Annotated in this window: 23 protein-coding genes; 10 read left to right on the top strand and 13 right to left on the bottom strand. The window is 67.9% G+C overall.

Annotated features, from left to right (window positions below; translation table 11 throughout):
• Nucleotides 1-8: 8 nt before the first annotated feature.
• The 4 genes from mgtA to V5F74_RS14095 form a co-directional block, all read right to left on the bottom strand.
• The gene (mgtA, locus tag V5F74_RS14110) at nt 9-2,624 is read right to left on the bottom strand and encodes a magnesium-translocating P-type ATPase (RefSeq protein WP_394008665.1); all 2,616 of its coding nucleotides are present in this window, start codon (nt 2,622-2,624) and stop codon (nt 9-11) included.
• A gap of 110 nt (nt 2,625-2,734) precedes the next feature.
• Nucleotides 2,735-3,856 (bottom strand): carboxylate-amine ligase, encoded by a 1,122-nt coding sequence (locus V5F74_RS14105; protein ID WP_394008663.1) that lies wholly within the window; start codon nt 3,854-3,856, stop codon nt 2,735-2,737.
• 251 nt (nt 3,857-4,107) lie between these two features.
• Complete coding sequence (locus V5F74_RS14100; RefSeq protein ID WP_394008661.1) at nt 4,108-4,833, bottom strand: 16S rRNA (uracil(1498)-N(3))-methyltransferase; 726 nt, start codon at nt 4,831-4,833, stop codon at nt 4,108-4,110.
• A gap of 291 nt (nt 4,834-5,124) precedes the next feature.
• On the bottom strand, nt 5,125-5,517 hold the full coding sequence (locus tag V5F74_RS14095; protein ID WP_024278867.1) for a c-type cytochrome: 393 nt from the start codon (nt 5,515-5,517) through the stop codon (nt 5,125-5,127).
• A gap of 304 nt (nt 5,518-5,821) precedes the next feature.
• Between V5F74_RS14095 and V5F74_RS14090 the strand changes: the two genes are divergently transcribed.
• From V5F74_RS14090 to V5F74_RS14070, 5 genes are read left to right on the top strand one after another with little or no spacing between them, the layout of a single operon-like run.
• Nucleotides 5,822-6,370 carry an aspartate kinase gene (locus tag V5F74_RS14090; RefSeq protein WP_394008659.1) on the top strand — a complete coding sequence of 183 codons (549 nt, stop codon included), beginning with the start codon at nt 5,822-5,824 and terminating at the stop codon, nt 6,368-6,370.
• The gene (locus V5F74_RS14085) at nt 6,367-6,945 is read left to right on the top strand and encodes a flavoprotein (RefSeq protein WP_024278865.1); all 579 of its coding nucleotides are present in this window, start codon (nt 6,367-6,369) and stop codon (nt 6,943-6,945) included. Before V5F74_RS14090 ends, V5F74_RS14085 begins: the two co-directional genes overlap by 4 nt.
• 3 nt (nt 6,946-6,948) lie before the next feature.
• Entirely contained in the window at nt 6,949-8,367 is a 1,419-nt protein-coding gene (locus tag V5F74_RS14080) for a DUF6513 domain-containing protein (RefSeq protein ID WP_394008657.1), read from the top strand.
• Complete coding sequence (locus tag V5F74_RS14075; protein WP_394008655.1) at nt 8,364-8,933, top strand: DUF447 domain-containing protein; 570 nt, start codon at nt 8,364-8,366, stop codon at nt 8,931-8,933. Before V5F74_RS14080 ends, V5F74_RS14075 begins: the two co-directional genes overlap by 4 nt.
• On the top strand, nt 8,930-9,649 hold the full coding sequence (locus tag V5F74_RS14070) for a (5-formylfuran-3-yl)methyl phosphate synthase (RefSeq protein WP_394008653.1): 720 nt from the start codon (nt 8,930-8,932) through the stop codon (nt 9,647-9,649). Before V5F74_RS14075 ends, V5F74_RS14070 begins: the two co-directional genes overlap by 4 nt.
• A gap of 6 nt (nt 9,650-9,655) precedes the next feature.
• On the opposite strand, the gene V5F74_RS14065 is transcribed toward V5F74_RS14070, so the two are convergent.
• Both V5F74_RS14065 and V5F74_RS14060 read right to left on the bottom strand, forming a co-directional pair.
• Nucleotides 9,656-10,714, bottom strand: a complete 1,059-nt coding sequence (locus V5F74_RS14065) for an aminotransferase class III-fold pyridoxal phosphate-dependent enzyme (RefSeq protein ID WP_394008651.1) — start codon at nt 10,712-10,714, stop codon at nt 9,656-9,658.
• Nucleotides 10,715-10,756: 42 nt separating this feature from the next.
• Nucleotides 10,757-11,137, bottom strand: a complete 381-nt coding sequence (locus V5F74_RS14060; RefSeq protein ID WP_250165761.1) for a 4a-hydroxytetrahydrobiopterin dehydratase — start codon at nt 11,135-11,137, stop codon at nt 10,757-10,759.
• Between the two features lie 149 nt (nt 11,138-11,286).
• Here V5F74_RS14060 and V5F74_RS14055 point away from each other — a divergent pair, with 149 nt between their 5' ends.
• Nucleotides 11,287-11,793 (top strand): sterol desaturase family protein, encoded by a 507-nt coding sequence (locus tag V5F74_RS14055; protein ID WP_024278859.1) that lies wholly within the window; start codon nt 11,287-11,289, stop codon nt 11,791-11,793.
• Nucleotides 11,794-11,866: 73 nt separating this feature from the next.
• Here V5F74_RS14055 and clpA read toward each other — a convergent pair whose 3' ends face one another.
• The 3 genes from clpA to V5F74_RS14040 all read right to left on the bottom strand — a co-directional run bounded on the left by clpA (nt 11,867) and on the right by V5F74_RS14040 (nt 15,720).
• Nucleotides 11,867-14,317, bottom strand: a complete 2,451-nt coding sequence (gene clpA / locus V5F74_RS14050) for an ATP-dependent Clp protease ATP-binding subunit ClpA (RefSeq protein WP_250165760.1) — start codon at nt 14,315-14,317, stop codon at nt 11,867-11,869.
• 246 nt (nt 14,318-14,563) lie between these two features.
• Nucleotides 14,564-14,917, bottom strand: a complete 354-nt coding sequence (gene clpS, locus V5F74_RS14045; protein WP_394008927.1) for an ATP-dependent Clp protease adapter ClpS — start codon at nt 14,915-14,917, stop codon at nt 14,564-14,566.
• A gap of 470 nt (nt 14,918-15,387) precedes the next feature.
• On the bottom strand, nt 15,388-15,720 hold the full coding sequence (locus V5F74_RS14040; protein WP_024278856.1) for a phasin family protein: 333 nt from the start codon (nt 15,718-15,720) through the stop codon (nt 15,388-15,390).
• A gap of 294 nt (nt 15,721-16,014) precedes the next feature.
• Between V5F74_RS14040 and V5F74_RS14035 the strand changes: the two genes are divergently transcribed.
• Nucleotides 16,015-18,051, top strand: a complete 2,037-nt coding sequence (locus V5F74_RS14035) for a serine hydrolase (protein WP_394008648.1) — start codon at nt 16,015-16,017, stop codon at nt 18,049-18,051.
• Between the two features lie 15 nt (nt 18,052-18,066).
• Here V5F74_RS14035 and V5F74_RS14030 read toward each other — a convergent pair whose 3' ends face one another.
• Entirely contained in the window at nt 18,067-18,786 is a 720-nt protein-coding gene (locus tag V5F74_RS14030; RefSeq protein ID WP_245279406.1) for a DnaJ domain-containing protein, read from the bottom strand.
• A gap of 74 nt (nt 18,787-18,860) precedes the next feature.
• The gene (locus V5F74_RS14025; RefSeq protein ID WP_051679269.1) at nt 18,861-19,595 is read right to left on the bottom strand and encodes a hypothetical protein; all 735 of its coding nucleotides are present in this window, start codon (nt 19,593-19,595) and stop codon (nt 18,861-18,863) included.
• A 153-nt stretch (nt 19,596-19,748) separates the two neighbouring features.
• Between V5F74_RS14025 and panC the strand changes: the two genes are divergently transcribed.
• Entirely contained in the window at nt 19,749-20,594 is an 846-nt protein-coding gene (gene panC, locus V5F74_RS14020; protein WP_394008645.1) for a pantoate--beta-alanine ligase, read from the top strand.
• A 17-nt stretch (nt 20,595-20,611) separates the two neighbouring features.
• Here the strand turns inward: panC and V5F74_RS14015 are convergent, their stop codons facing one another.
• Together V5F74_RS14015 and metC are read right to left on the bottom strand one after the other, a co-directional pair.
• Nucleotides 20,612-20,806, bottom strand: coding sequence for a hypothetical protein (locus V5F74_RS14015; RefSeq protein WP_029558680.1), 195 nt, complete (start codon nt 20,804-20,806; stop codon nt 20,612-20,614).
• 82 nt (nt 20,807-20,888) lie between these two features.
• On the bottom strand, nt 20,889-22,103 hold the full coding sequence (gene metC, locus V5F74_RS14010; RefSeq protein WP_394008643.1) for a cystathionine beta-lyase: 1,215 nt from the start codon (nt 22,101-22,103) through the stop codon (nt 20,889-20,891).
• Nucleotides 22,104-22,281: 178 nt separating this feature from the next.
• On the opposite strand from metC, the gene V5F74_RS14005 reads away from it, so the two are divergent.
• Together V5F74_RS14005 and V5F74_RS14000 are read left to right on the top strand one after the other, a co-directional pair.
• Nucleotides 22,282-23,292 carry an amino acid ABC transporter substrate-binding protein gene (locus V5F74_RS14005; protein ID WP_024278849.1) on the top strand — a complete coding sequence of 337 codons (1,011 nt, stop codon included), beginning with the start codon at nt 22,282-22,284 and terminating at the stop codon, nt 23,290-23,292.
• Between the two features lie 128 nt (nt 23,293-23,420).
• Nucleotides 23,421-24,716, top strand: a complete 1,296-nt coding sequence (locus V5F74_RS14000; RefSeq protein WP_029558682.1) for an amino acid ABC transporter permease — start codon at nt 23,421-23,423, stop codon at nt 24,714-24,716.

Here is a 24,716-nt window from a genome sequence, read left to right as displayed (position 1 = left end):
CGTCCATCCTATCCGACGCCGCCGGCCCGTCCATGGGTCGGCGCCACGCCGACCGCATAGCGCTTCACCCTCTGCGCGCAGGCGAGATAGACGAGGGTGATGCCGGCGACGGCGGCGAGGGTGGTTGCCGGAAGCGGCACGAAGCCGAACCAGCCGCCGATCCCGCTCAGAGGCACAACGAACGCGACGGTGAGCGCGCCCAGCGCGGAGATGATCAGCGTCCGGTCCGGCGGCGTTTCGCCGAGCGGCAGGCGGGTGCGGATGAGGAAGACCACCAGCACCTGAGTGGCGATGGATTCCAGGAACCACGCCGTGCGGAATGCCTCCACACCGGCGCCGAGCACCAGCAGCAGCACGGCGAAGGTGAGAAAATCGAACAGCGAGGAGAGCGGCCCCATCACCGCCGCGAACCGTACCAGCCCCTTCATGTCCCACTGCTGCGGCGTGGCGAGGTCCGCCTCATCCACGGCATCGAAGGGAATGCCGACCTCGGAGAGGTCGTAGAGCAAATTGTTGAGCAGGATCTGCGTGGCGAGCAGCGGCAGGAACGGCAGGAACAGGCTGGCCGCCGCCATGGACAGCATGTTGCCGAAGTTGGAGCTGGCGCCCATCCGCACATATTTCAGGATGTTGGCGAAGGTCCGCCGCCCCTCCTCCACCCCGTCCGCCACCACGTCAAGATCGGGCGCGAGGAGGATCATGTCGGCGGCGGCACGGGCCACGCCCGTTGCCCCATCCACCGACAGGCCGACATCTGCGAGCTTCAGGCCCGGAGCATCGTTCACCCCATCGCCGAGGAAGCCGACGGTCTCGCCATCGGCCATCAGGGCCCGCACCACCCGCACCTTCTGGTTCGGCGTCATGCGGCCAAAGACGTTCACGCTGCGCACGCGCACCCTCAGGGCGTCGTCGGACAGGTGCGCCACTTCGGCGCCGGAGAGCATGTCCGCTGCATCGATGCCGAGTTCCCCGGCGACGCGGGCGACCACCGTTGGGTCATCCCCCGACAGCACCTTCACCCTGACCCCTGCCCCCCTCAACCGGGCCAGCGCATGGGCGGCGGTGGGCTTGGGCGGGTCCTCGAACAGGCAGAAGCCTTCCAGCACGAGACCGGATTCGTCCTCCGGCTCCAGGCTACCGGTGCGGGCCATGCCGTCCGGCGTGCCGGCGCGCGTGGCGATGGCGATCGCGCGCAGACCCTGCTCCGCGTGCCGCTTGAGCTGGGTCGCGATGGCGGCACGGGCCTCAGCGTCCAGTTCGACGATTGCGTCCCCAATCCGGCGGCTGGTGCACACGTCCATCACCGCTTCCGGCGCGCCCTTGCAGACGAGGAGGCGCTCGCCGGCGCCGTCCCCTGCCCGCTCCGCCAGCACCGAACCACGTCGGCGCTCGTAGCCGAAGCCGAGGCGGGAGGGGGCCGACCAGCCGTCCGCCGCATCTGGCGCGGCGGCGGCAAGGGCCGTATCCATCCAGCTGCGATCGCCCGCCAGCTCCGCGCACAGTGCTGCGAGTTCGGCTGGCCGATGCGTCGCCTGCCCGCTTGCGTCCTCGCTGCCGGCGAGGACGATCTCGGCGGAGGTGAGCGTACCGGTCTTGTCCGTGCAGAGCACCGTCATGGCGCCGAGGTCGTGGATGGCGGTGAGGCGTTTCACGATCACCTTGCGCTGCGCCATGCGCACCGCCCCGCGCGAGAGGGTGACGGTGGTGATCATGGGCAGCAGCTCGGGCGTGAGGCCTACCGCAAGCGCCACCGCGAACATGAGCGATTCCAGCAGCGGCCGCCCCAGCACGAGGTTCACCGCCAGCACCGCTACCGACAAGACGCCAGCGGCGCGGGCGATGACGAAGCCGAGGGCCCGCAGGTCGCGCTGGAAAGGCGACAATGCGGAATCTTCCGCGAGCAGGGCAGCAGCGGCGCCGAACAGGGTCGAGCGGCCGGTGGCGACCGCGAGCGCCACCGCCTCGCCGCTCTGCGCCACTGCGCCACGGAACAGCGCGTTCGTCGCCACCGTGGACGAGACGGCGCCGGGTCGCTTCTCCACCGCATAGGGCTCGCCCGTGAGCGCCGCCTCGTTCGCGGCGAAGCCATCGGAGGAGAGGATCACCGCATCTGCCGGGATGATGTCGCCGGTGCGCACGCGGAACACGTCGCCGGGCACGATCCGGTCCGTGGGGAGCGTGCAGAAAACGCCATCGCGGCACACCTCGGCCGTCAGCGCGACCTGCTCGCGCAGGGCCGCCGCAGCCTTGGAGGCTCGCGCCTCCTGCACCGTGTCGAGACCGATGGATGCGACGATGACGAGGATGATAATGGCCGCGCTCGCCGCATCTCCCGTCGCGGCGGAGACGCCGGCGGCTACGAGCAGCATGAGGATCAGCGGTTCCAGCAGGCGGCGCAGCAGGGCGCGGATCGGTCCGCTCCGGCTCGGCGGCTTGTCGAGGTTGGGGCCGAAGCGATCAAGCCGCTCGGCCGCCTCGGCGGACGACAGTCCGGTGGTGCCGCAGGTGAGGCGCCGGCAGAGGGCGTCCGGCGCCTCTGTCCAGAAGGCCGCCGTCCCCGCATCGACAGGTGCGCTCCCGACGGGAGAAGCCTCGTCCTGCGAACCCTGTCCGGCGATCTCCACGGGCGGCCTCCGGCGCTGTTCGAGCCGCCGGGAGCCTAGAGCACATTTACCGCCCGCCAGTACTGGCTTCGATCAAGAAACGACGGGGAAAGCGACCTTCCGCAGCGACCTCATTGCATTGTGGTCGTGGCCAGCCAGCTCTTCACCGCGCCAAGGGCCTCGGTGCGGTTGCCGGTGCGGTGCTGGGCCTCCTGGAAGACGGCGAGTTGCACGTCGGCGCTGGTGCCTTCCTCGGCAATGGTGCGCACGCGCATGAGGGCGTCGAGACAGCCCAGCGCTTCCGCGTCCGAGGCCACGAGGTTGACGAGCCCATCCACCGCATCCCGCACAGCCACGGCGCGGCGCTGGGCAAGGTCCACGAACGAGCCGTGCACGCCGTAGCGCTGGGCGCGCCACTTGTTCTCGTCGGCAATGGCCCGGTCCACCGGCCCCACATCGCGGTTGTGGTGGGGATTGCGGACGAGGAAGCGCACCAGCGAGCGGTAGAGGGCGGCGATGGCCACCGTGTCGGTCGAGCGGGTGCAACTGTCCGGCGCGCGCAGTTCCAGGGTCGGCAGCTGGCGCGAGGGGCGGATGGCCCACCACACATAGCTCGAATCGGTGATGGCCCGCGCCGCCACCATGGCTTCCACATAGCGCTCATAGGCGGCGCTGTTCTCGAACATCTCCGGCAGGCCGGTGCGCGGCAGCTCGTCATAGGCGGCAAGCCGGTAGCCCATCAGGCCAGTCTGCTTGGCGCCCCAGAAGGGCGAGGAGGTGGAGAGGGCGATGAAGTGCGGGATGTAGGGGACGATGCGGCGCATCACGTCCACCCGCTCGTCCGGGTCGGGCAGTTCCACATGCACGTGCAGGCCGCACACCATGTTGCGCTCGCCCAGCATCTTGAGGTCGTTCATCACGCCGTCGTAGCGGTTCGCCCGCGTGGCGCGCACGCCGTCCCAGGTGGCGGTGGGGTGGGTGCCGGAGGCGATGACGGCGAGGCCGTGCTCGCCCGCGACCTGTGAGACGGCGTGGCGCAGTTTGCGGATTTCATCCAGCGCGCTGCCGATGCCGGTGGACGGGCGGGTCGCGATCTCCAGCTGCGACTGGAGCATCTCCACCGAGACGGCATCGCCCAGCCGCTCCTTCAGCTCATCGAAAAAGCCTGCCGGCATGCGCCTTTGCACCGCCTTCGTCTGGGCATCGACGACGAAGAACTCCTCTTCTATTCCGAAGCTGTAATCGTTCGACACGGAGCCCTCCACAGAACCTGGCGTCACGGCGAGCCAGTAACGCCCGCCCTATTGCGAAGTTCCGGGGAGACTGACGCGAAATCAGTCCAAATTTGGGCACTGATTCACGCGCCAGAATGCACGTTAAGGTTCAATGTCTTCCCGCGATGCACGCGAGATGGACAAAATCCAAAGTAGTTCGCGAACGAATCGCAAGAACTATTTTGCGCCCCACGACGGAACAAAAGATCCCAATGGGCGTTTAAACCGCCTCACCGGCGCGCCGCATTCACCAGCGCAAGGGCGGCGACGGCTGCCGTATCGGCGCGCAGGATGCGCGAACCGAGGCTGAGGGTGAGGCCTCTCGGGGCGATGCGCGTGCGCTCCTCGGGGCTGAATCCCCCTTCCGGGCCGATCAGGACGCTCACCGGTCCGGGCCGGGCCTGCTTCAGTGCGGCAATAGGGTCTTCGTCGGCCGAGGCCTCATCGCAGAACACCAGAAGGCGGTCCTCGGCGAGGGACGCGAGCCAGCTGTCGAGCGGGCGCGGCTCCTCCACATGGGGCAGACTGAGGATGCCGCACTGTTCGGCAGCCTCGACGGCATTGGCCGACATGCGCTCGACATTGACGCGGGAGACCTGGGTGTAGCGGGTTATGACCGGGCTCAGGATGCCCGCGCCCATCTCCACCGCCTTCTGAACCATATAATCGAGCCGCGCATGCTTCAGCGGTGCGAACGCATATTCCAGCGTCGGCGCGGGCGGCTGGGCGCGGGTCTCGCGCAGAACTTCGAGGCGCACCTCGCGCTTGCCGCCGGCGATCCTGGTCGCCCGCCATTCGCCGTCCCGGCCGTTGAACAGGAGAATGTCCTCGCCCACCCCGAGGCGGATGACATTGGCCACGTAATGCGCCGCCTCGCGCTCCAGCACGATCTCGGCGCCCTCCGCCAGATCGGCGGCGACGTGCAGGCGTTGGGCGTGGAAATCGTGCTCGGGCATGGCGGCTCCTCTCGCCGGAGGGACACCACGCATCGGCGCGCGTTGCAAGCTTGCGGTTTCCGACCCCCGGAAACGAAAACAGGCGGAGACCCGAAGGGCCCCGCCTGTCTCACCCCCCGAACGCCCCTCGGGAGACAACGCCCTGACCGGCGCTCAGGTATTATCCACAAGAGCAGCCTTTGGTTGCATCCCCCGAATGGAGGATGCGAGGGACGCAGATACCGTGTCAGACGCGGCAAGGCGTCGCCCGGAGCCCCTCAAGGCTCGGTATCGACGCCTCCCTGTCAGAGCTTACTTGGAGCCGTCGGGCTTGAACTGGGCGAGGAAGGCGATGAGGTCCTTGCGCTCGTCCTCGTTCTTGACGCCGGCGAAGGCCATCTTGCCCTTGGGCACGAGGTGCTTGGGATTCTCGATGTAGTCGTTGAGGGTCGCCTCGTCCCACACCTTGCCGGCGGCGGCGCCGTCTTTGATGTCCTGGGAATAGGCATAGCCCTCGAAGTGCGCCCACTTGGCGCCGACGATGCCGTTCAGCGGCGGGCCGACCTTCACCTTGGCGTCGGGGCCGATGGCATGGCAGGCCATGCACTTCTTGAATACGGTCTCGCCCTTGGCGACGTCGGGGTCGGCATAGGCCGAACCGGTGGCGGCGGCGAGGACAAGGGCAGAAGCCAGAACAAGACGCATTGAGCTATATCCTCTCTGTCGGCCGGGCCCCGGCTGTGCATGGCGGTGGTGTTCGCACCTGCAGTTTCGCGGAAGCCAGCTTGGATGCTTTACCGGGCAGACGCCTCCACCTAGGACACGACATATACCCCCGGCGGAGGGGTCGGGTTCCTTAGCATGTTTCCAACCCGGCCTTCGATGCGACCTTGAGACCACCCGGAACGACGGCTTGAGCGTGACCCTTGTTGTCAAAATTGGTGGAAGCCTGACGCGGGGTGCCCCGCCCCGGCTTCTGCTCGAACGCCTCTCGGGCCGGAAGGGACTGGTGCTCGTGCCGGGGGGCGGAGCCCTGGCCGATCAGGTTCGCGTGATTCAGCCGCAGATGGGGCTTTCCGATGGGGCAGCCCACCGCATGGCGATCCTCGCCATGGAGCAGATGGCCTTCGCCTTCCTCGACCTGGCCCCGGGCCTGCGCCGCGCGCGGACGCTGGCCGAGCTGACGTCCGCCGCCGCGACCGGCGCCGCCCTGTGGCTTCCCGCAACCATGACCCTCGACGCGCCGGACATTCCCCAGGGCTGGGACGTGACATCCGACAGCCTCGCCTTGTGGCTCGCCGCACAGCTTCCGGCCCCACGGCTGGTACTGGTGAAGGCGCCGGGCGTGACGATCCCCCAGACCGGCGACCGCGCGAGCGATATTGCGGCCTGGACTGCGGCCGGTCTGGTGGATGCGGCTTTTGCGACCATGGCACGGGGATATTCTGGCGATATTGTCCTCGTCCCCGCCGACGACGGGGCGCTGATGGAGCAGGCGCTCAAACCGCTTGCACCGCAGAGCATCGAGGAAACGAGAGAAGGCCCGCGCCGATCATGAGCGAGACCCGTTCCAGCAAGAAGCCGCCCCGCTGGGCCTGGGCCCTCACCGGCTCGGGGCACTATTTCACCGAGAGCATCGAGATCATCCGCGAGCTTCAGGACGTGGACCTGTTCATCTCCGACGCGGCGGACGAAGTGCTGCGCATGTACAAGCAGGACAAGGAACCCCTGCCGGCCCAGACCCAGGTGTTCCGCGACAATTCGGCGTCCTCCGCCTCCGTCGGGCGATTCTATCACGGCGAGTATCACACCCTTGTCGTCTCCCCCGCCTCCTCCAACACGGTGGCGAAGGCGGTGCACGGCATTTCGGACACGCTCGTCACCAATTGCTTCGCCCAGGCCGGCAAGTGCCGGGTGGCCTGCATCGTGTTCGCCTGCGACAGCCAGCCGGAGATGATCACCATGGCGCCGGAAGGCCCGGTGCCGGTCTATCCGCGCCGCATCGATCTCGAGAACACCGCGAAGCTCAAGACCTTCGAGGCGACCGTGGTGGCCGAGACGCTGGAGGAACTGCGCCTCGCCGTCGCCCGTCGCCGGGCCGAGCTTGCCACCCTCTATCCCGTCCCGGCCTGAGCCATGGCCGAGCGCGTCGCCCTCGTCACCGGCTCGCTGGCCGAGCCGCGCATCCGCCGCATCGCGGAGGAGCTCGCGGACGGCACGCTCGATCCGGTGGTGGTGAACATCGGCGTGAAGGTCGCGGCGCTGATGACGGCGGAGATCGTGGAGCGCCGCCTCAAGCTGCCCGAAGGCACGGACAAGGTGCTGATGCCCGGCCGCTTCCGGGGCGACTTGGAGCGCCTCGCCGCCCGCTTCGGCCTGCCGTTCGAGCGCGGGCCGGAGGAGGCGGCGGACCTGCCCAGCTATTTCGGCCGCGGCAAGGGCCGCAATGTGCCCCTCGACCGCCACGATGTGACGCTGTTCGCCGAGATCGTGGACGCGACCCGCCTCACCATCCCGCAATTGCTGGACCGTGCCCGCTTCCTGAGGGGCGAGGGCGCGGACGTGATCGACCTCGGCGCCTTGCCCGACAATCCGTTTCCGCATCTGGAAGAAGCCATCGCCGCCCTCAAGGGCGAGGGCTTCAAGGTGAGTGTGGACAGCTTCGATCCGGAGGAACTGCGCCGCGGCACCCGCGCCGGGGCGGACTATCTGCTCAGCCTCAACGAGACCAACCTCGCTATCGCCGATGAAGGCGCGGCCGTGCCGGTGCTGGTGCCGGCGCAGGCGGGCGACCTTGCGTCCCTTATCCGGGCCGTCGAGGCGTGCGAGGCGGCGGGGCGGCCCTTCCTTGCCGATCCCATCCTCGATCCCATCCATCTCGGCTTCACCGCCTCGCTCGTGCGCTATGCGGAGCTGCGGCGGCTGAAGCCGGACATCCCCATCCTGATGGGCATCGGCAATGTCACCGAGCTGACGGACGCCGACACCACTGGCATGAACGCGCTGCTGATGGGTATCATCTCCGAACTGCGCCTCAATGCCGTCCTGGCGGTGCAGGTGAGCCCCCATTGCCGTACGGCGGTGCGCGAGTTCGACCGGGCGCGGCGCGAATATTACGCCGCGCGGGAGGCGGGCGCCCTGCCGCAGGGCTTTGGCGGCGGGCTGATGGCTCTGCGCGACCGGCGCCCCTGGTCCACCAGCCCCGAAGAGGTGGAGCGGCTGGCATCCACGGTGGCCGACCGCAATTTCCGCATCGAGGTGACGGAGCAGGGCATTCACGTCTACAACCGCGACGGCCACCATGTTGCGGCGGACCCCTTCGCCCTCTTCCCCCACCTCAAGGTGGAGGACGACGGCGCCCACGCCTTCTATCTCGGCGTGGAGACGGCGCGGGCGGAGATCGCCCACCACCTCGGCAAGCGCTACGCGCAGGACGAGCCGCTGAAGTGGGGCGTTGCGGGCGAGACCGGCGGGAGCGCCGAGGAGGCCCATCGGTTGACATTCAAGGAAGCGGGCTCGACGCTTTCATCGAAGAAGAAAGGCGAAAGCGCGTGATCCGGGAGACCATCGTCACCACCGTCTCGGCCGCCGGGGAGGCGCATATCGCCCCCATGGGCGCGAGCGTGGTGGAGGGCGGCTATCTGCTCCAGCCCTTCCGCCCCTCGCGCACGCTGGACAATCTGGCGGCGGCAAAGAGCTGCGTGGTGAACTTCTCGGACGATGCCCGCATCTTCGCCGGCTGCATCACCGGCCGGCATCGCTCCTGGCCCACCGTCCCCGCCACCCTTCTCAAGGGCGCGGCACGCCTCGCCGACTGCCTCGCCCATGACGAGGTGGAAGTGGTGCGGATGGAGGACGACCCCACCCGCCCCCGCTTCTTCTGCCGCACCATCCACCGCGAGACACATGCGCCCTTCCTCGGCCTGAACCGCGCCGTCGCAGCTGTGCTGGAAGGCGCCATCCTCGTCTCGCGCCTGCACATGATGGACACGGACCGGGTGGACCGGGAGATGAACTATCTCTCCATCGCCATCGACAAGACCGCCGGCCCGGCCGAGCGTGAGGCGTGGGACTGGCTGTGCGAGACCATCGCCGACCACCGGGCGCGAGCGGCATCATGACGGCGCACGTTCCGGCCCGGCCGGGCCTCCTTGCATCGGTGGCGACCCTCGACGAGATGCGCACGGCGCTGGCGGCGGGCGTCGATATCCTGGATCTCAAGAACCCGTCCGAGGGCGCGCTGGGCGCCTGGGCGCCGGAAGCGCTGCTGGACGCCGTGGCCCTGTGGCGCGCCGCCGGCGCACCGGGCAGCCTCAGCGCAACGGTTGGCGACCACCCGCTGGACCCGGACGCGCTGCGCGCCGCCGCCGAGCGCACCTCCGCCACCGGCGTGCCCCTCGTGAAGATCGGATTTGCCCGCGGCGATGGCGCCGCCCTACCGCCCGTACTCGAAGCCCTTCGCCCCCTCGCCCGCGAGACCCGGCTGATCGCCGTGCTCTTCGCCGATCAGGCGCCGGACCTTGCTGCCGTGCCGCTGTTCGCCGCCGCCGGCTTCCATGGCGTGATGCTGGACACGGCGGACAAGGCGGCGGGCGGCCTGCTCGCCCATCTACCGGTGGAAACCCTCGCCCGCTTCGTCGCGGCCGCCCGAGCTGAAGGGCTGCTGACCGGCCTCGCGGGTTCACTGAAGATGGCGGATATCGCTCCGCTGGCGGCGCTGCGGCCGCATTATCTCGGCTTCCGTGGAGCCCTGTGCGCCGAGGGGCGGACCAGTGCCCTCGATCCGGCGCGTCTGTCCGCCGTGCGCAATACGCTGGCGGGGCGCATCCGCGCCTGAGGCAGGTCAGGCGGTCGAAGTTGCTGCCACCACCGCATCCAGAATATCGCCCGCCGCTGCAATCTCCGCCTCGGTCACGGTCAGCGGCGGCAGCATGGCGAGCACATTGCCGAGCGGCCGGGCGAGAAGCCCCTGGGCGGCTAACGCCTCCGCCAGAGGCACGGCCGGCCCGGCGCAGACCAGCCCCTGAACGAGGCCGGTGCCCGTGGTGTCGGTGAACAGATCCGGCCGGCGCCAGCGCAGGGTGGCGAGACGGTCCTCCAGCTTCCAGCCTATCTCCTGCACCCGCGTCTCGAAGCCGGGCGCAAAAGCGGCCGCGAGGACCGGCAGCAGACCGGAAGCTGCATCCTCGTCCAGCAGCGGCAGGCCGGAGGGCAGGCTGCGGGCCAGACGGGCGTTGAGCACCAGTGCCGAAGCCCCCTCCCCCTCCTCGGCCTTGCCCGGCAGCCCATCGATGACCATCACATCCGGCACCACGCCGCGCCATTCGTGGGCGAAGGCCATGCCCGTGCGCCCGAGGCCGGCGTCGGTCTCGTCGAACATCAGCACGACGCCATACTCATCCGCCGCCTGCCGTGCCGCCGCGAGGAGGAAGCCCGGCAGGAAGCGCAGGCCGGCATCTATGGCGGCGGGCGCGAGCAGCAGCGCCGCCACGTTCGGCCCCATGGCGGCCTCGATGGCCGCTTCGTCCTCCGGGATGCGCCGCACGCCCGCATCCTGCGCGAGCGCCGGGGGAAGCCGCGGGTCGTCGGAGACCACGACGATCTCCCGCCGCTTGGGCCGCCCCGCCGTGCGGTGGTGGAGACGGATGGTCTCGACCGCCCCACGCCACGCCGTCGCGCGATCGGCAAAGAAGCGGGCCACGTCGCCGAAGGAATGGTCCGTCAGGAGGGCAGCGCATCTGGCGGAGGCGGAAGCGCCCTCCCCTTCGCCCACCTCCCCTTCCATGATCCGCGCGGGATCGAAGCGGACGCCGCCCGAGAAATCGAGCACCGGCGCCGCAACAGCGGCTGCGTCGTCGGGCGGCGCTTCAATGCCGTCGGCGTCTGGGGCGGTTACCGACACGCTCTCCTCCATCCCCGGGATGAAGCAAGGAGCGCGCCGGGATCAGTCGTACTTGATGTAAGAAAAGCGCAGATCGTGCTGGGGCGTGCCCTCCAGCGGCGCATCCTCGCCGGCACCGGGCTGCCACTGCACCACCTCCTCGATCTTCTTGGCGAGGGCGAGATCGCGCACGGTGATGCCCTTGGCGTCGTGGGACTGGAGCCGCACTTCCACCCATGCGTAGGAGGCGGTGAGGTCGGGATGGTGCCACGCCGCCTCCGCCAGATGGCCGACGGTGTTGATGACCATCAGCGTGCCCTTCCAGCTGTTGGTCTTGTAGGTGCGTTTGATCCAGCCGTCCTCGTAGCGCCAATGGGGCAGCTCGGCGGCCAGGTGGGCCGCCACCTCTTCCGGCGTGAAGGTCTTCTTGCGATCGACGGTCATGGTCGGCTCCGCGGCAGGGCCCGGGCGCGCGCAGTTGATCTTGCCAGTTGATCTTGCACAGTGCGCCACGGACCGGGTGATGCTGTATAAGGACGAGGCCCGCGACAGCCCTGGGGGATATCCCGTTCTGCCGCAGCGGATGGAGAACCATGTCGAACGCGCTCGCCTTCCTCGTCAACACGTCGATCGTGCTCCTCACCGTCGCCGCCATGGAAGGCGTGGCGTGGGCGGCGCATAAATATGTGATGCACGGCTGGGGCTGGGGCTGGCACAAGTCGCACCACGAGCCGCGCGAAGGCGTGTTCGAGCGCAACGACCTCTACGCCGTCGTGTTCGCCGGCATCGCCATCCTGCTCATCTATTTCTATCGCAATGGCGGGCCGCTGCTGTGGGTGGGCGTGGGGATGACCGTCTACGGCTTCCTGTATTTCTTCGTCCACGACGGCATCACGCACCAGCGCTGGCCGTTCCGCTACGTGCCGCGCAACGGCTATCTCAAGCGGCTCGTTCAGGCGCACCGGCTGCATCATGCGGTGGAGGGCAAGGAGGGCTGCGTCTCCTTCGGCTTCATCTACGCGCCGCCGCCGGCCGCGCTGAAGGCCAAGCTGAAGAAGCTGCACGGCGGCAGCCTCAAGAACGGCGAGGCGGCGGAATAGCCGCGCAATTCCTGATCCTGAAACGAAAAGAGGCGGCCCGAGAGCCGCCTCTTTCTTTTTGATCGGGAAGCCGTCAGGCCTTGACCAGCGGCAGCTTGGGCACCGGGCTGCCGGAGCGGCCCGGACCACCGGCCGGCCCGCCCTTCGGGCCCTTGCCCTTGGGGGTGGGCTTGGCCTTCGACTTGGCCGCCGGCTTGCGGCGCTTGGCGGGGGCCGGGACGATCTTTTCCGGCTTGGGGGTGACGGGGCCTTCGGGGAATTCGAAGCCGAGCTTCGACTCCCTGCCTTCGCCCTCCACCACCACGCGCACGTGGCCGCCATTCTTGAGCGCGCCGAACAGCACGAGGTCCGCCAGCGGAGTCTTGATGAACTCCTGGATGACGCGGGCCATGGGCCGCGCCCCCATCTGCTCGTCGTAGCCGCGCTCCACCAGCCACGCGCCCGCCTCGTCGGAAAGCTCGATGGTGACGTTGCGGTCGGCGAGCTGGGCCTCCAGCTGGAGCACGAACTTCTCCACCACCTGGGTGATGACCTCGGGCGGCAGGTGGCCGAACGGGATCACCGCGTCGAGGCGGTTGCGGAACTCCGGCGCGAAGGTCCGGTTGATGGCCTCCGAATCGTCGCCCTCGCGCTTGCTGCGGGTGAAGCCGTAGGCGGCCTTGGCCAGATCCGCCGCACCCGCATTCGTGGTCATGATCAGGATCACGTTGCGGAAGTCGATCTGCTTGCCGTTGTGGTCGGTCAGCTTCCCGTGGTCCATCACCTGCAGGAGGATGTTGAAGAGGTCCGGATGGGCCTTCTCGATCTCGTCCAGCAGCAGCACGCAGTGCGGGTTCTGGTCCACACCATCCGTCAGCAGGCCGCCCTGGTCGAAGCCCACATAGCCGGGAGGCGCGCCGATGAGGCGGCTCACGGTGTGGCGCTCCATGTACTCCGACATGTCGAAGCGCAGGAGCTGCACGCCCAGGATGGAAGCGAGCTGCTTGGCCACTTCCGTCTTGCCGACGCCGGTGGGACCGGAGAACAGGTAGCAGCCGATGGGCTTCTCCGGCTCGCGCAGGCCGGCACGGGCCAGCTTGATGGAGGCGGAGAGCGCCTCGATGGCCTTGTTCTGCCCATAGACCACCCGCTTGAGGGTCGTCTGCAGGTTGGCCAGCACCTCCGCATCGTCCTTGGAGACGGTCTTGGGCGGAATCCGCGCCATGGTGGCGATGGTCGCCTCGATCTCCTTGAGGCCGATGGTCTTCTTGCGCTTGGCCTCGGGCAGCAGCATCTGGGCCGCACCCGACTCGTCGATCACGTCGATCGCCTTGTCCGGCAGCTTGCGGTCATGGATGTAGCGGGCCGACAGCTCCACCGCCGCCTTGATGGCGTCGTTGGTGTAGCGCAGCTTGTGATAGTCCTCGAAGTAAGGCTTCAGCCCCTTCAGGATCTCGATGGCGTCCGGCACGGTGGGCTCGGCCACATCGATCTTCTGGAAGCGGCGGACCAGGGCGCGGTCCTTCTCGAAATACTGGCGGTATTCCTTGTAGGTGGTCGAGCCCATGCAGCGGAGCGAGCCCGAGGCGAGCGCCGGCTTCAGCAGGTTGGACGCATCCATGGCGCCGCCCGAGGTCGCACCGGCACCGATGACCGTGTGGATCTCGTCGATGAACATGATCGCGTTGGGATAGGCCTCGATCTCCTTCACCACCTGCTTGAGGCGCTCCTCGAAGTCGCCGCGATAGCGGGTGCCGGCGAGCAGCGCGCCCATGTCGAGGGCGAAGACGGTGGCGGTGGCCAGCACCTCCGGCACCTCGCCGTCGTTGATGCGCTTGGCAAGACCCTCGGCGATGGCGGTCTTGCCGACGCCCGGATCGCCCACGAACAGCGGGTTGTTCTTCTGCCGGCGGCAGAGCACCTGGATGGTGCGGGTGATCTCGCTGTCGCGGCCGATGAGGGGATCGATCTTGCCCTCATGCGCCTTCTTGTTGAGGTTGATGCAGTAGGCGTCGAGCGCGTCGGCCTTCTTCTGCTTGTCGTCGCCGGACTTGGTCTCGGTCTCCTCCTCGGCGCCGCGCACGGGGCGGCTCTCGGACATGCCGGAGCGCTTGGCGATGCCGTGGGAGATGTAGTTGACCGCGTCGTACCGCGTCATGTCCTGCTCCTGCAGGAAATAGGCGGCATGGCTCTCGCGCTCGGCGAAGATGGCGACGAGCACGTTGGCGCCCGTCACCTCCTCGCGGCCCGAGGACTGGACATGGATCACTGCGCGCTGGATAACGCGCTGGAAACCGGCCGTGGGCTTTGAATCGTCGGAGCCGGACTGGACGAGATTTTCCAGCTCGGTGTCGACATATTCGATGAGGTTGCGACGAAGCTTCTCCATGTCGACGTTGCAGGCGCGCATGACGGCGGCCGCATCCTGATCATCGACGAGCGAGAGAAGCAGGTGCTCGAGAGTCGCGTATTCGTGGTGGCGTTCGTTCGCGAGGGCCAGAGCGCGATGGAGCGACTGTTCGAGGCTGCGTGAGAATGTAGGCATCGACACCTCTTTCGCGCGTCGCACCGGACTTTCGGAATCTTCCCCCAGATCCGGAGCACGTGCACCATTCACACAAACTTCGTACTGGATGCCGCAGTGCGCAAGTCCCTCGGCGAAAGGAAAGCGCGCGGGCCCGCCGCCGAATTCCGCTTGACGACGGCACAACGCCCCGCCGGCCCGAACTTCCGCCCGGGTCGGGGCACGATCACTTTTTCTGCGGGAAGTCTGAACGCCGCCTGCTGCGGCTCACTTCTTTTCCATCACGCACTGAAGCGGATGCTGATGCTTGCGGGCGAAATCCATCACCTGAGTCACCTTGGTCTCGGCGACCTCGTAGGTGAAAACGCCGCATTCGCCGACGCCGTGGTGGTGGACGTGGAGCATGATGCGGTTCGCCTCGTCCCGGTTCTTGCTGAAGAACCGCTCGAGCACGTGCACCACGAACTCCATGGGCGTGTAGTCGTCGTTGAGCAGCAGCACGCGATAAAGGCTCGGCCGCTTGGTCTGGGGCTTGGTGCGGGTGATGACGGCCGTACCCGGTCCGTCGCCCTTGCGCGGCGGCTCGCCCGCCATGGCGCGCGGCAGCACGCGCGTGGGCATCACGCGGGCAGAATGGGCGCCAGCCGGATGAGACGGATGGAAAACGTGCTTCATGATCCTCGCGCCCTGTCGCGATCTCCGGCGGCAAGCCGGAGCCTCGGCGCAGCCCCTGACGGCTGGCAATCATAGAAAAATCGATGCGTCCGCGCCAGTACCGCAGTGCGCAAGGAGGACACCAAGCGCATGCGACCGTATGGACGTTCGGTCGGCTTCTATGTCGGGAGCAATGCTGACGAGCGCAAGGTCAGGTGCGCATATCCCGCATGCGGCGCATTGATGCGCGGTCAGGGATCGGGCGCGACCGGGTCGTCACAGATGGGGGCGCCGGGGCGCGACGCGATACGAGCCCCCGGCGCGGAACCGGGAGGCCATCCCTGACGGGCCGGCCTCGCGGGATCATCCAGCCCCCGGCACGCAGTGCTGCGCGCCGGACGGGGCGAGCCTCAGGCCGCAAGCCTGAGGAATTTGCCTCAGCGGCCGAACTTGCCGAAGGAGGTCTCGAAGGGCTTGTAGCTCTCCTTCGCCAGCTCCGTGTAGAGCTCGCCGAGCTTGGTCGCCTGGGCGACGGCGCCCTCGTAGGCGGTCTTGAGGTAGGACTGCTGGATCTCGATGGCCTGCTCGAGGGTCTTGGCACCGAGCAGCTTCTCGAGGGCAGCGGTGCCCTGCTCGAAGGAAGCCTTGGTGTAATCGGCGATTTCCACCGCGATCGCCTGCGCGCTCTTGGAAAGCGTGCCGAAGCTCTTCATCGCGGCTTCGACATTGTCCTTGCTGAGCTTCTGGAGCTCTTCAGCGCCCTGAACCATTGGATGTCCCCTTTCGCGCCAGCAAACGCGCCGGCCTAGCGTCGAGTGGATTATGCCTCCGCTCAGTTGTGGATATTATGCACTGCACAACGAAAGTCAAGCGATATGGTGCACCGCACAATATGGCAGAGGCGCCCGGTTTACGCCTTGGTAACTCCGCGTTTTTAGGGTCAGGCACTGGTCGCTTCCCTGGACCTCCGGTGCGACGCACAAGCCTCTCACAAGGCTTCCCTGTCACATCGGTCTTCCGGAAAAGGGGCGGCGTCTGCGACCAGCGACACGGGACAAAAGTACATGCGTTACGCTCGCGGCGGTCTGCCACATTGCTCGAAAGCCCTTGCCCTTGCGGTGCTTGCGGCCTTCTCCCTGACGGCAACGGTGGCCGACGCGAAGCCGCGCAAGAAGACGCAGGTGGAGCGCAGCGCGAAGTCGTCCTCCAAGTCCGCGTCGAAGTCCGCATCCAAGTCGAAGCCGTCCTCCAATACCAAGACCGCTGCCGCTGCGGACCCGGACGGTGGTCGCTGGCGCTACGGCTCCGCCGCCATCATCGTGGACGGGAATACCGGCAAGGTGCTGTACGAGGAAAATTCGGACGCCCTGCGACATCCTGCCTCAGTCACCAAGATCATGACGCTTTACCTCCTGTTCGAGCAGCTGGAGGCCGGAAACCTTCGCCTTGACAGCAAGTTGGAGGTATCCGCGAAGGCAGCGTCGCAGCAGCCCTCCAAGCTCGGCATGAAGCCCGGCCAGAGCATTGAAGTGGAAGACGCCATCAAGGCGATCGTCACCCGCTCGGCCAACGACGTGGCGGTGGTGATCGCGGAAAATCTCGCCGGCTCCGAGTCCGCCTTCGCCGAGGCGATGACCGAGAAGGCCCACGCCCTCGGCATGAGCCGCACAGTCTATCGCAATGCCTCCGGCCTGCCGAACGTGAACCAGGTGACGACGGCCCGCGACCTGTCCATCCTCGGCCGCGCCATCCAGGAGCGCTTCCCCAAGCAATACAAGTACTTCGCCACCCGCACCTTCTATTATCGCGGGCAGGCCATCGGCAATCACAACCGCCTGCTGGGCCGGATCGACGGCGTGGACGGCATCAAGACCGGCTACACCAATGCCTCGGGCTACAATCTCGTCACCTCGGTGAAGCGGGATGGACGCTATCTCGTCGGCGTCGTGCTCGGCGGCTCCAGCGGCGGTTCGCGCGACGCGCGGATGACCAGCCTCATCAGCCAGAACCTGCCCACCGCCTATGCCGGCGGCCGCATCGCGCCGAAGATCACCGAAGTGGCCGACAACGCCTTCTCCATCAGCAAGCCCGGCACCTTCAACGCGCCCATGCCCATCGTCGCCGCCCGCGACGACGTCCAGCCCCATGCGGTGGCGCCGCTGCCGAAGCCGGCCGTGGTCGAGGCCAACGCCGAGCCGACCACCACCGCCTCCATCTCCGCCAAGCCCGCCGCGCGCACGGCCAATCAGACCGTCGCCGCCGCAGCGCCTTCGGCTCCCCTGCCCCAGGTGAAGCCCGGCTCGGCCGAGCCCATCAAGCCGGTGGCCGTGAAGACCGTCGCCATCCAGAAGCCCATCGCCGCTAACGTGGCTGCGGCGCCTGCCGCCGCCCCCGCCCCGGTCCAGGTGGCCTCCAACACCCAGTTCACCTCCGCTCCCTCGGGCGTCCTCGGCTATCTCGGCCCCTCCCGCCTTGCCCAGTCGCCGGCAGCCGCCGCCGCGACCGCCGCGGCCGAGGGCCGGGCCCACGCCAAGCCGCAGCAGGTCGCCGCGCGCACCGATGTGCCCTCTCCGGCCAGCCCGCCGTCGGGCAAGGACAATTCACGGCTCGGCGCGCATGACGCAGCCGCCGAGCAGGCGATGCGCGCCGCGCGCATCGCCGCCATGGAGCCGGATGATCCCTATGCCCGCGCCCTGCGCGCCGCCCGTGAAGGCGTGGTGGACAACCGCGCCAACCCGCAGGCGGTCCAGCAGGCCGCAAAGCCGGTGCGCACGGCCTCCCTCGCCCCGGTGGCTGAGCCCCAGCCCGCGCCTGCCGCTGCCCCCTCCCAGCGCAGCCACGTGCCGGCTTCCGCCAAGACCGGCTGGAGCATCCAGATCGGCGCGTTCGATGCCGAGCGTGCGGCCCGCACCAAGCTCGATGCCGCCCGCACGCGGGTGAAGTCGGCGCTGGCCGGTGCCGACCCCTACACCGAGAAGGTGACCAAGGGTTCGACCGAACTTTACCGCGCCCGCTTTGCCGGGTTCGATGAGAAGTCGGCCAAGGAAGCTTGTCGTTTACTCAAGCGTAACGATTTCGACTGCATGCCTATCAGGAATTGAAGTTCTGACAGAGAATCAGCGATGCTTGCGCAAGATCACGTCCTTCGCTCGGTTGATCCTCGCCGCGAGATAATCGGAGCCCCCATGATCGGGGTGGAGCTTCTTCATGAGGGAGCGGTGCGCCGCGCGGACAGCTTCCGCGCTCGCGCCCGGCTGAAGGCCAAGGATCTGATAGGCCTCCTCCTCGGGCATCGCAGCGTCCAGGCCACCGCCTCCGCCCATATCCCCCGCACCCGCGTTTCCCTGTGCGTTCTCACGCCAGGCGGGCGCCCGGCGGTCGAGATAAGCTTCGAGTAAGGCGAGCGACTGCGCATCGCACTGCGGGCGCAGCGCGACCAGGGAGGGGATGTCCAGCTCCTCCAGACGCCGCCCGGCATGGACCCCGGCAAGCACCGTTCCCCGCATGTCTCCGGTGGAATGGTCCAGTTCCATCTCGATCATCGCGGTGCGCACGCCCGAGGTTTTCGGTGCGCCCCGCCGTTTGAATAGCCCGCCGAGATAACCGCCGATCCCCTGCGGATCGAGCCGCCCCAGGAGGGCGATGCCCACCGCCCCGAGCGGAATCGCGATGCCGATCCGCCCTGTCACCAGAGCGCCTGCGGCGCCGAGAAGGGCGGCATAGGCCAGCGTCCGCATCATGGCGGCGATGAGGGCCTTCGGATCGGCTTTGGTCCAGACCGAAAGGCCATAGAGGCCGATCAGCAACAGCAACGCACCGGCGACAAGGCTAATCACGCGGAACTCCGGATCGGGTCGCCGCGCCCCTGCGCCGGCGGGATGGTTTCGAAAGACGGGCGAAACGCCACCGGTCAGCGGCCCATGGCGGCGATGAGGCGCCGGGCGCCGTCGTCGCGGCGGGACGTTAGCGCCATCTGGCCGCCGGCCGCATAGGCGGCGACCGCCGCGAGCAATTGGCGAAGCTCGCCGGGGGCCGAGGGGTCGAACCGGCACCACGCGCCACCTGTGACCTGCGCAAGGCCGCGGAAGACGTCTTCCACGCGCGCATCGTGGCCTTCCTGGAACATGAACAGCTTCACGCCGCGCAGGGCGAGCTGCCCCGCGGCCTCCTTCAGCACCGCCGGGTCTTCCTCCACCGCGTCGCCGACGAAGACCGCGGCGCGCAGCCCCGAACGCTCGGCTTCCTTGCCGAGATGGCCCAGGATGCGGTTGATCTGGGTGAGGCCGCCCATGCAGGAGATGCGCCGCATCAGCCCGCCCAGCGTCGCGGCATCGCGCACGAAGGGGGAGGCGCGGCACTCATCCTGTCCGCGATAATAGACGATCTGCATGTCGAGCCCGCCATGGGCGGCGGCAGAGGCGAACATGTCCGCCTGGATGTCGCACGCGAGCGTCCAAGTGGGCTGGCGCGAACCGGTGGCATCGAGCGCGAAGGACAGCCGACCGCGGCCATCCGCGGGTCGGGCCGGCGGCATGCTGCGGGCCGCGGCCAGGAACGCCTCCACCTCGGCCGAACCGGAAACCGGAACCGATCCGGCGGCTTTGGTTTCCGCCAGTTTCCCCTTGCTGTCGTCGCGCGTGGCCATGCGTTCCTCTCTGTTCCCACACATAAGCCGCATCGAACGGCGCACCAAGGCCCTCGCCCGACCGGCCGGACGGCGGCAATGGCTTGAAGCGGACCGGCCCAGGGCCTATCTGCACCCCCCAGCGGCCGGGCGCCGTATCGAGGGGATGGGACGATGGCGACTTTGCCGAGGGTTGTGGGCCGGGTGCGCGAACTGAGGTCGGCGGTGGCCGGCTTCCGGGCCGAGGGCTCCAAGGTGGCGCTGGTGCCGACCATGGGCGCGCTCCATGTGGGCCACATGGCGCTCGCCGAGAAGGCGCGGGAACGCGCCGGCCGCACCGTCGTGTCAATCTTCGTCAATCCGGCCCAGTTCGCCCCGAACGAGGATTTCGACAAATATCCCCGTGCGCTGGAGGCGGACCTCACCAAGCTCGCCGAAGTCGGCGTCGATCTCGTCTATGCGCCCACGTCGACCGAGATGTATCCGGCGGGCTTTGCCACCCGCATCAGCGTGGGCGGCCCCTCCGAAGGGCTGGAGACGGATTTCCGCCCGCACTTCTTCGGCGGCGTGGCGACCGTGGTGGGCAAGCTCTTCATCCAGTGCGCGCCCGACTACGCCATGTTCGGCGAGAAGGACTACCAGCAGCTCAAGGTGGTGACGCGGCTGTCGAAGGATCTCGATCTCGGCGTCGAGGTGGTGCCGGTGCCGACCATCCGCGAGGAGGATGGACTCGCCCTCTCCTCCCGCAACGCCTATCTCGACGAGGAGCAACGCAAGATCGCTCCCGTGATCTACGCCGCGCTCACACGCGCCGCCGAGCAGATTCGCGCGGGTACGGAGCCGCAGGCGGCGGTGGATACCGCCTCCGGCATGATCTCCGCGCTCGGCCTCAAGGTCGACTATGTGGCGGCCCGCAACGCCGAGACCCTGGCGCCGCTCAAGGATGCCAAGGAGCCCATCCGCCTGCTCGCCGCCGCATGGCTCGGCCAGACCCGGCTGATCGACAACATCCCGGTGTGACGCCCATGGGCGGCGGTCTAGACCGCGCCCATGTAGCTTGCCGCAAAGCCGATCACGACCAATGCGAGGCCGACGGACAGGACCATGAGCATGCGTCCGGATGTGACGCCCTGCCTAGCCTTGGCAGCCGTCTTCACCGGCGCCCCGTCCACCGTGCGGCCATCGGTGCGGTGGAATTCCACGTCCTCGCGGGCTTCCTTCGGATCTTGCATGGCGTTCTCCTGACGGTGTTGTGTTCCGTTGGGAGAACGCTTCCCGGCGCCATGGGTTTCCCCGTGGCGCCGGCGAAGGCTTCTAGCCTGCGGCCACCTCGCGCATACGGGCGAAGGCCTGGTCCAGGTCGGCCTTGAGGTCGGCGGTGTCCTCGAGCCCGATGTGCACGCGCACCGCCGGGCCTTCCACCTCCCACCGCGTCGCGGTGCGGTAGTCCTTGCAGTCGAAGGGGATGGCGAGGCTCTCGTAGCCGCCCCAGGAATAGCCCATCCCGAACAGCGTCAGCGCATCGAAGAAGGCCGCGACCGCCTTCTCGGGCACCGGCTTCAGGATGAGGCTGAACAGGCCACTGGCGCCGCAGAAGTCGCGCTTCCAGATGGCATGGCCGGGATCGGACGGCAGGGCGGGATGCAGCACGCGCGAGACTTCCGGCCGCGCGGCCAGCCACTCGGCCATCTCCAGCCCCGCCTTCTGGTGGTGGGCGAGCCGCACCGCCAGCGTGCGCAGGCCGCGGGCGGCGAGCGCGATGTCGTCGGGACCGACCGTCATGCCCAGCGCGCTGTAGGTGGAGCGCACCTTGCCGAGGGCGGAGCCGATGGCGGAGATGGTGCCGATGCTCACATCCGCGTGGCCGCAGATATATTTGGTGCCGGACTGGATGGAGATATCCACGCCGAAGGCATGGGGCTTGAAGAAGACCGGCGTCGCCCAGGTGTTGTCGATAAGAGTGGTGATTCCGCGCGCCTTCGCCACCGCGACGATGGCCGGCACATCCTGCATCTCGAAGCTCTGGGACCCGGGCGCCTCCAGGAAGATGGCCTTGGTGTTCGGCCGGATCAGCGCCGCGATGCCCGCACCGATCAGGGGATCGTAATAGGTGGTCTCGACGCCGAGGCGGGCGAAGAGCCCGTCGCAGAAATTGCGGGTGGGCCGGTAGACGCTGTCCACCACGAGCACGTGATCGCCGCTGCCGGCGACCGCAAGCAGTGCCGTCGTCACCGCCGACAGGCCGGACGGGGTGAGCACCACGCCGTCGCCGCCCTCCAGCGCGGTGAGCGCCACCTGAAGGCTCTCGCTGGTGGGATTGCCGTGGCGGCCGTAGGTGTAGCGCGCGCGATGGTGAATGAGGTCGTCGTAATTTGGGTAGAGCACGGTGGAGCCGCGCACCACCGGGGTGTTCACGAATCCATCGAAGCGGCGGGGATCGCGGCCGGCATGGACAATCTTGGTGGCCGTGCCCCGCCCCTCGCCTGACGCTCCGTCTGGCCCGTGGTCATCCCTGCTTGCGTCCGACATGCGCATCTCCTGTGGTCACGGCAGCTTGCGACCGGCCGGCCGCTATTGACCGCTCCGCTGTGAGGGGTTGTGATGGGCGGGATAGACGGCCTTGATCCGTCCGTCGAGCCATCTCGTGCCGGATCGCGGCGGGAGGCGGCCGCGGCAGGGCTCGTCGTCGCGAAAAAAGGAACCTTCCGTGAAACGCATCCTCCTCGCAGCAGCAGGACTTCTGTCGCTGGCCGGTGCCGTGCAGGCCGCGACCCTCGACGACGTGAAGGCGAGAGGCGCCCTCAACTGCGGCGTGACGCAGGGCCTGCCCGGCTTCTCCAGCCCCAACGACAAGAATGAATGGAGCGGGCTCGACGTGGACTTCTGCCGCGCCATCGCCGCCGGCATCTTCAACGATCCCACCAAGGTGAAGTTCACCCCCCTCTCCGCCAAGGACCGCTTCACGGCGTTGACCTCGGGCGCCATCGACGTGCTGTCGCGCAACACCACCTGGACCATGTCGCGCGACACCACCCTCGGCTTCAACTTCGCCGGCGTGATGTATTACGACGGCCAGGGCTTCCTCATCCGCAAGTCGGTGGGCCTGAAGTCCGCGAAGGAGCTGCAGGAAGCCTCCATCTGCGTGCAGACCGGCACGTCGAACGAGCTGAATGTGGGCGACTACTTCCGCGCCAACAACATGAAGTACCGCGAGGTCATCGCCTTCGCGACCCTCGACGAGACGGTGAAGGCCTATGAATCCGGCCGCTGCGACGTGTTCACCTCGGACAAGTCCCAGCTCGCCGCCGTGCGCCTTAAGCTCACCAACCCGGCCGACCACGTGCTGCTGCCCGAGACCATCTCCAAGGAGCCCCTCGGCCCGCTGGTGCGCCACGGCGACGACCAGTGGTTCGACCTCGTGAAGTGGACCTACTTCGCGCTGCTGAACTCGGAAGAGCTGGGCATCACCCAGAAGAACGTCGACGAGATGGTGAAGTCCGAGAATCCGGACATCAAGCGCCTGCTCGGCACCGACGGCAAGTATGGCGAGGGCATCGGCCTCACCCCCGACTGGGTGGTGCGCATCATCAAGGCGACCGGCAATTACGGCGAGATCTACGACCGCAATGTCGGCCCCGCCACCCCGCTCGGTATCGAGCGCGGCCTCAACAACCTCTGGACCAAGGGTGGCATCCAGTACGGCCCGCCGGTGCGCTGAGCGCACCCCGGGGCCTGATGGCCCACGCCTTGCTTGAGAACTTGGCTTGAAGACGGGGCGGAGGACGCGGGCATCGTGCCCTCCGCCACCAAGAACACAGGCCAAAGGCCTGAGCTTTCGGGGGTTTCATGTCTGAAGTCAGCCCTGCCGCGCCGCCGCGGCCACGGGGCCGTCGCTGGTCCTGGACGGATCCCAAGCTGCGGTCCCAGGTGATCCAGATCACCGTCGCGGTCATTCTCCTCTGGTTGCTGTGGTCGTTCTATTCCAACGCCCAGTCCAACCTCTCCAGGCTCGGCATCGCCTCAGGCTTCGGCTTCCTCGACAATCGCGCCGGCTTCGCCATCAGCCAGTCGCTGGTCCCCTACAACGAATCCATGTCCTACGGCCGCGCCTTCCTGGTGGGGCTGCTCAACACGTTGCTGGTGGCCTTCCTCGGCATCATCCTCGCGACCCTCATCGGCTTCCTGATGGGTGTGGCCCGGCTGTCGAAGAACGTGGTCATCAAGGCGCTGGCCTCCGCTTATGTGGAGATCACCCGCAACCTGCCGCCGCTGTTCCAGATCATGTTCTGGTACCTCGCCGTGCTGGCCACCCTGCCCGGCCCGCGCCAAAGCTGGGGCTTCGGGCTGCAACCGCTGCTCGGCGCCATCGGCTCGGGCCTGTCCTCCATCGGCCTCGGCTTCCTCGGCGGCCCGCTCTCGACCTATGCCGCCACCCTCGCCGCACCGGGCGTGTTCGTGAACAACCGCGGCCTCGTGGTGCCGCGCCCGATCTTCGAGGACGGCTCCATGGCCATCCTCTACGCCCTCATCGCCGCCTTGATCTTGAGCTTCCTGCTCGGCCGCTGGGCAAAGAAGCGGCGGGAGGCGACCGGGCATTTCTTCCCCGTCTTCTGGACCTCGCTCGGCCTCATCATCGTGCTGCCGCTCCTCGCCTCCGCCGCGATGGGCTTCCCGGTCGGCGTCGAGAAGCCGGAGCTGCGCGGCTTCAACTTCGTCGGCGGGCTGCGCGTCATCCCCGAATTCGTGTCGCTGCTGCTGGCGCTGTCCATCTACACCGGCGGCTTCATCGCCGAGATCGTGCGCTCGGGCATCCTTGCCGTGTCCAAGGGCCAGACCGAGGCGGCCCATTCGCTCGGCCTGCGCAACGGGCCGACGCTGCGCCTCGTCATCATCCCGCAGGCCATGCGGGTGATCGTGCCGCCTTTGACCAGCCAGTATCTCAACCTCACCAAGAACTCGTCGCTGGGCGTCGCGGTGGGCTATCCTGACCTGTTCGCCGTGTTCGCCGGCACCACGCTGAACCAGACCGGCCAGGCCATTGAGATCATCGCCATCATCATGGCGGTCTATCTCACCATCTCCATCGTCACCTCGACGATCATGGGCTGGTACAACAAGCGCGTCGCGCTGGTGGAGCGGTGA

The organism is Xanthobacter aminoxidans, from assembly GCF_043193615.1.
Taxonomy (GTDB): domain Bacteria; phylum Pseudomonadota; class Alphaproteobacteria; order Rhizobiales; family Xanthobacteraceae; genus Xanthobacter; species Xanthobacter aminoxidans.
This window is presented reverse-complemented; position numbering and strand designations above follow the sequence as displayed.

Bases quoted from the DNA above. Each gene is read 5' to 3' on its own strand.
- V5F74_RS14100 (WP_394008661.1), bottom strand. From the start codon at position 4,833: ATGCCCGAGCACGATTTCCACGCCCAACGCCTGCACGTCGCCGCCGAT.
- V5F74_RS14095 (WP_024278867.1), bottom strand. From the start codon at position 5,517: ATGCGTCTTGTTCTGGCTTCTGCCCTTGTCCTCGCCGCCGCCACCGGT.
- V5F74_RS14085 (WP_024278865.1), top strand. From the start codon at position 6,367: ATGAGCGAGACCCGTTCCAGCAAGAAGCCGCCCCGCTGGGCCTGGGCC.
- V5F74_RS14080 (WP_394008657.1), top strand. From the start codon at position 6,949: ATGGCCGAGCGCGTCGCCCTCGTCACCGGCTCGCTGGCCGAGCCGCGC.
- V5F74_RS14070 (WP_394008653.1), top strand. From the start codon at position 8,930: ATGACGGCGCACGTTCCGGCCCGGCCGGGCCTCCTTGCATCGGTGGCG.
- V5F74_RS14060 (WP_250165761.1), bottom strand. From the start codon at position 11,137: ATGACCGTCGATCGCAAGAAGACCTTCACGCCGGAAGAGGTGGCGGCC.
- V5F74_RS14055 (WP_024278859.1), top strand. From the start codon at position 11,287: ATGTCGAACGCGCTCGCCTTCCTCGTCAACACGTCGATCGTGCTCCTC.
- clpA (WP_250165760.1), bottom strand. From the start codon at position 14,317: ATGCCTACATTCTCACGCAGCCTCGAACAGTCGCTCCATCGCGCTCTG.
- clpS (WP_394008927.1), bottom strand. From the start codon at position 14,917: ATGCCCACGCGCGTGCTGCCGCGCGCCATGGCGGGCGAGCCGCCGCGC.
- V5F74_RS14040 (WP_024278856.1), bottom strand. From the start codon at position 15,720: ATGGTTCAGGGCGCTGAAGAGCTCCAGAAGCTCAGCAAGGACAATGTC.
- V5F74_RS14035 (WP_394008648.1), top strand. From the start codon at position 16,015: ATGCGTTACGCTCGCGGCGGTCTGCCACATTGCTCGAAAGCCCTTGCC.
- V5F74_RS14025 (WP_051679269.1), bottom strand. From the start codon at position 19,595: ATGGCCACGCGCGACGACAGCAAGGGGAAACTGGCGGAAACCAAAGCC.
- panC (WP_394008645.1), top strand. From the start codon at position 19,749: ATGGCGACTTTGCCGAGGGTTGTGGGCCGGGTGCGCGAACTGAGGTCG.
- V5F74_RS14015 (WP_029558680.1), bottom strand. From the start codon at position 20,806: ATGCAAGATCCGAAGGAAGCCCGCGAGGACGTGGAATTCCACCGCACC.
- metC (WP_394008643.1), bottom strand. From the start codon at position 22,103: ATGTCGGACGCAAGCAGGGATGACCACGGGCCAGACGGAGCGTCAGGC.
- V5F74_RS14000 (WP_029558682.1), top strand. From the start codon at position 23,421: ATGTCTGAAGTCAGCCCTGCCGCGCCGCCGCGGCCACGGGGCCGTCGC.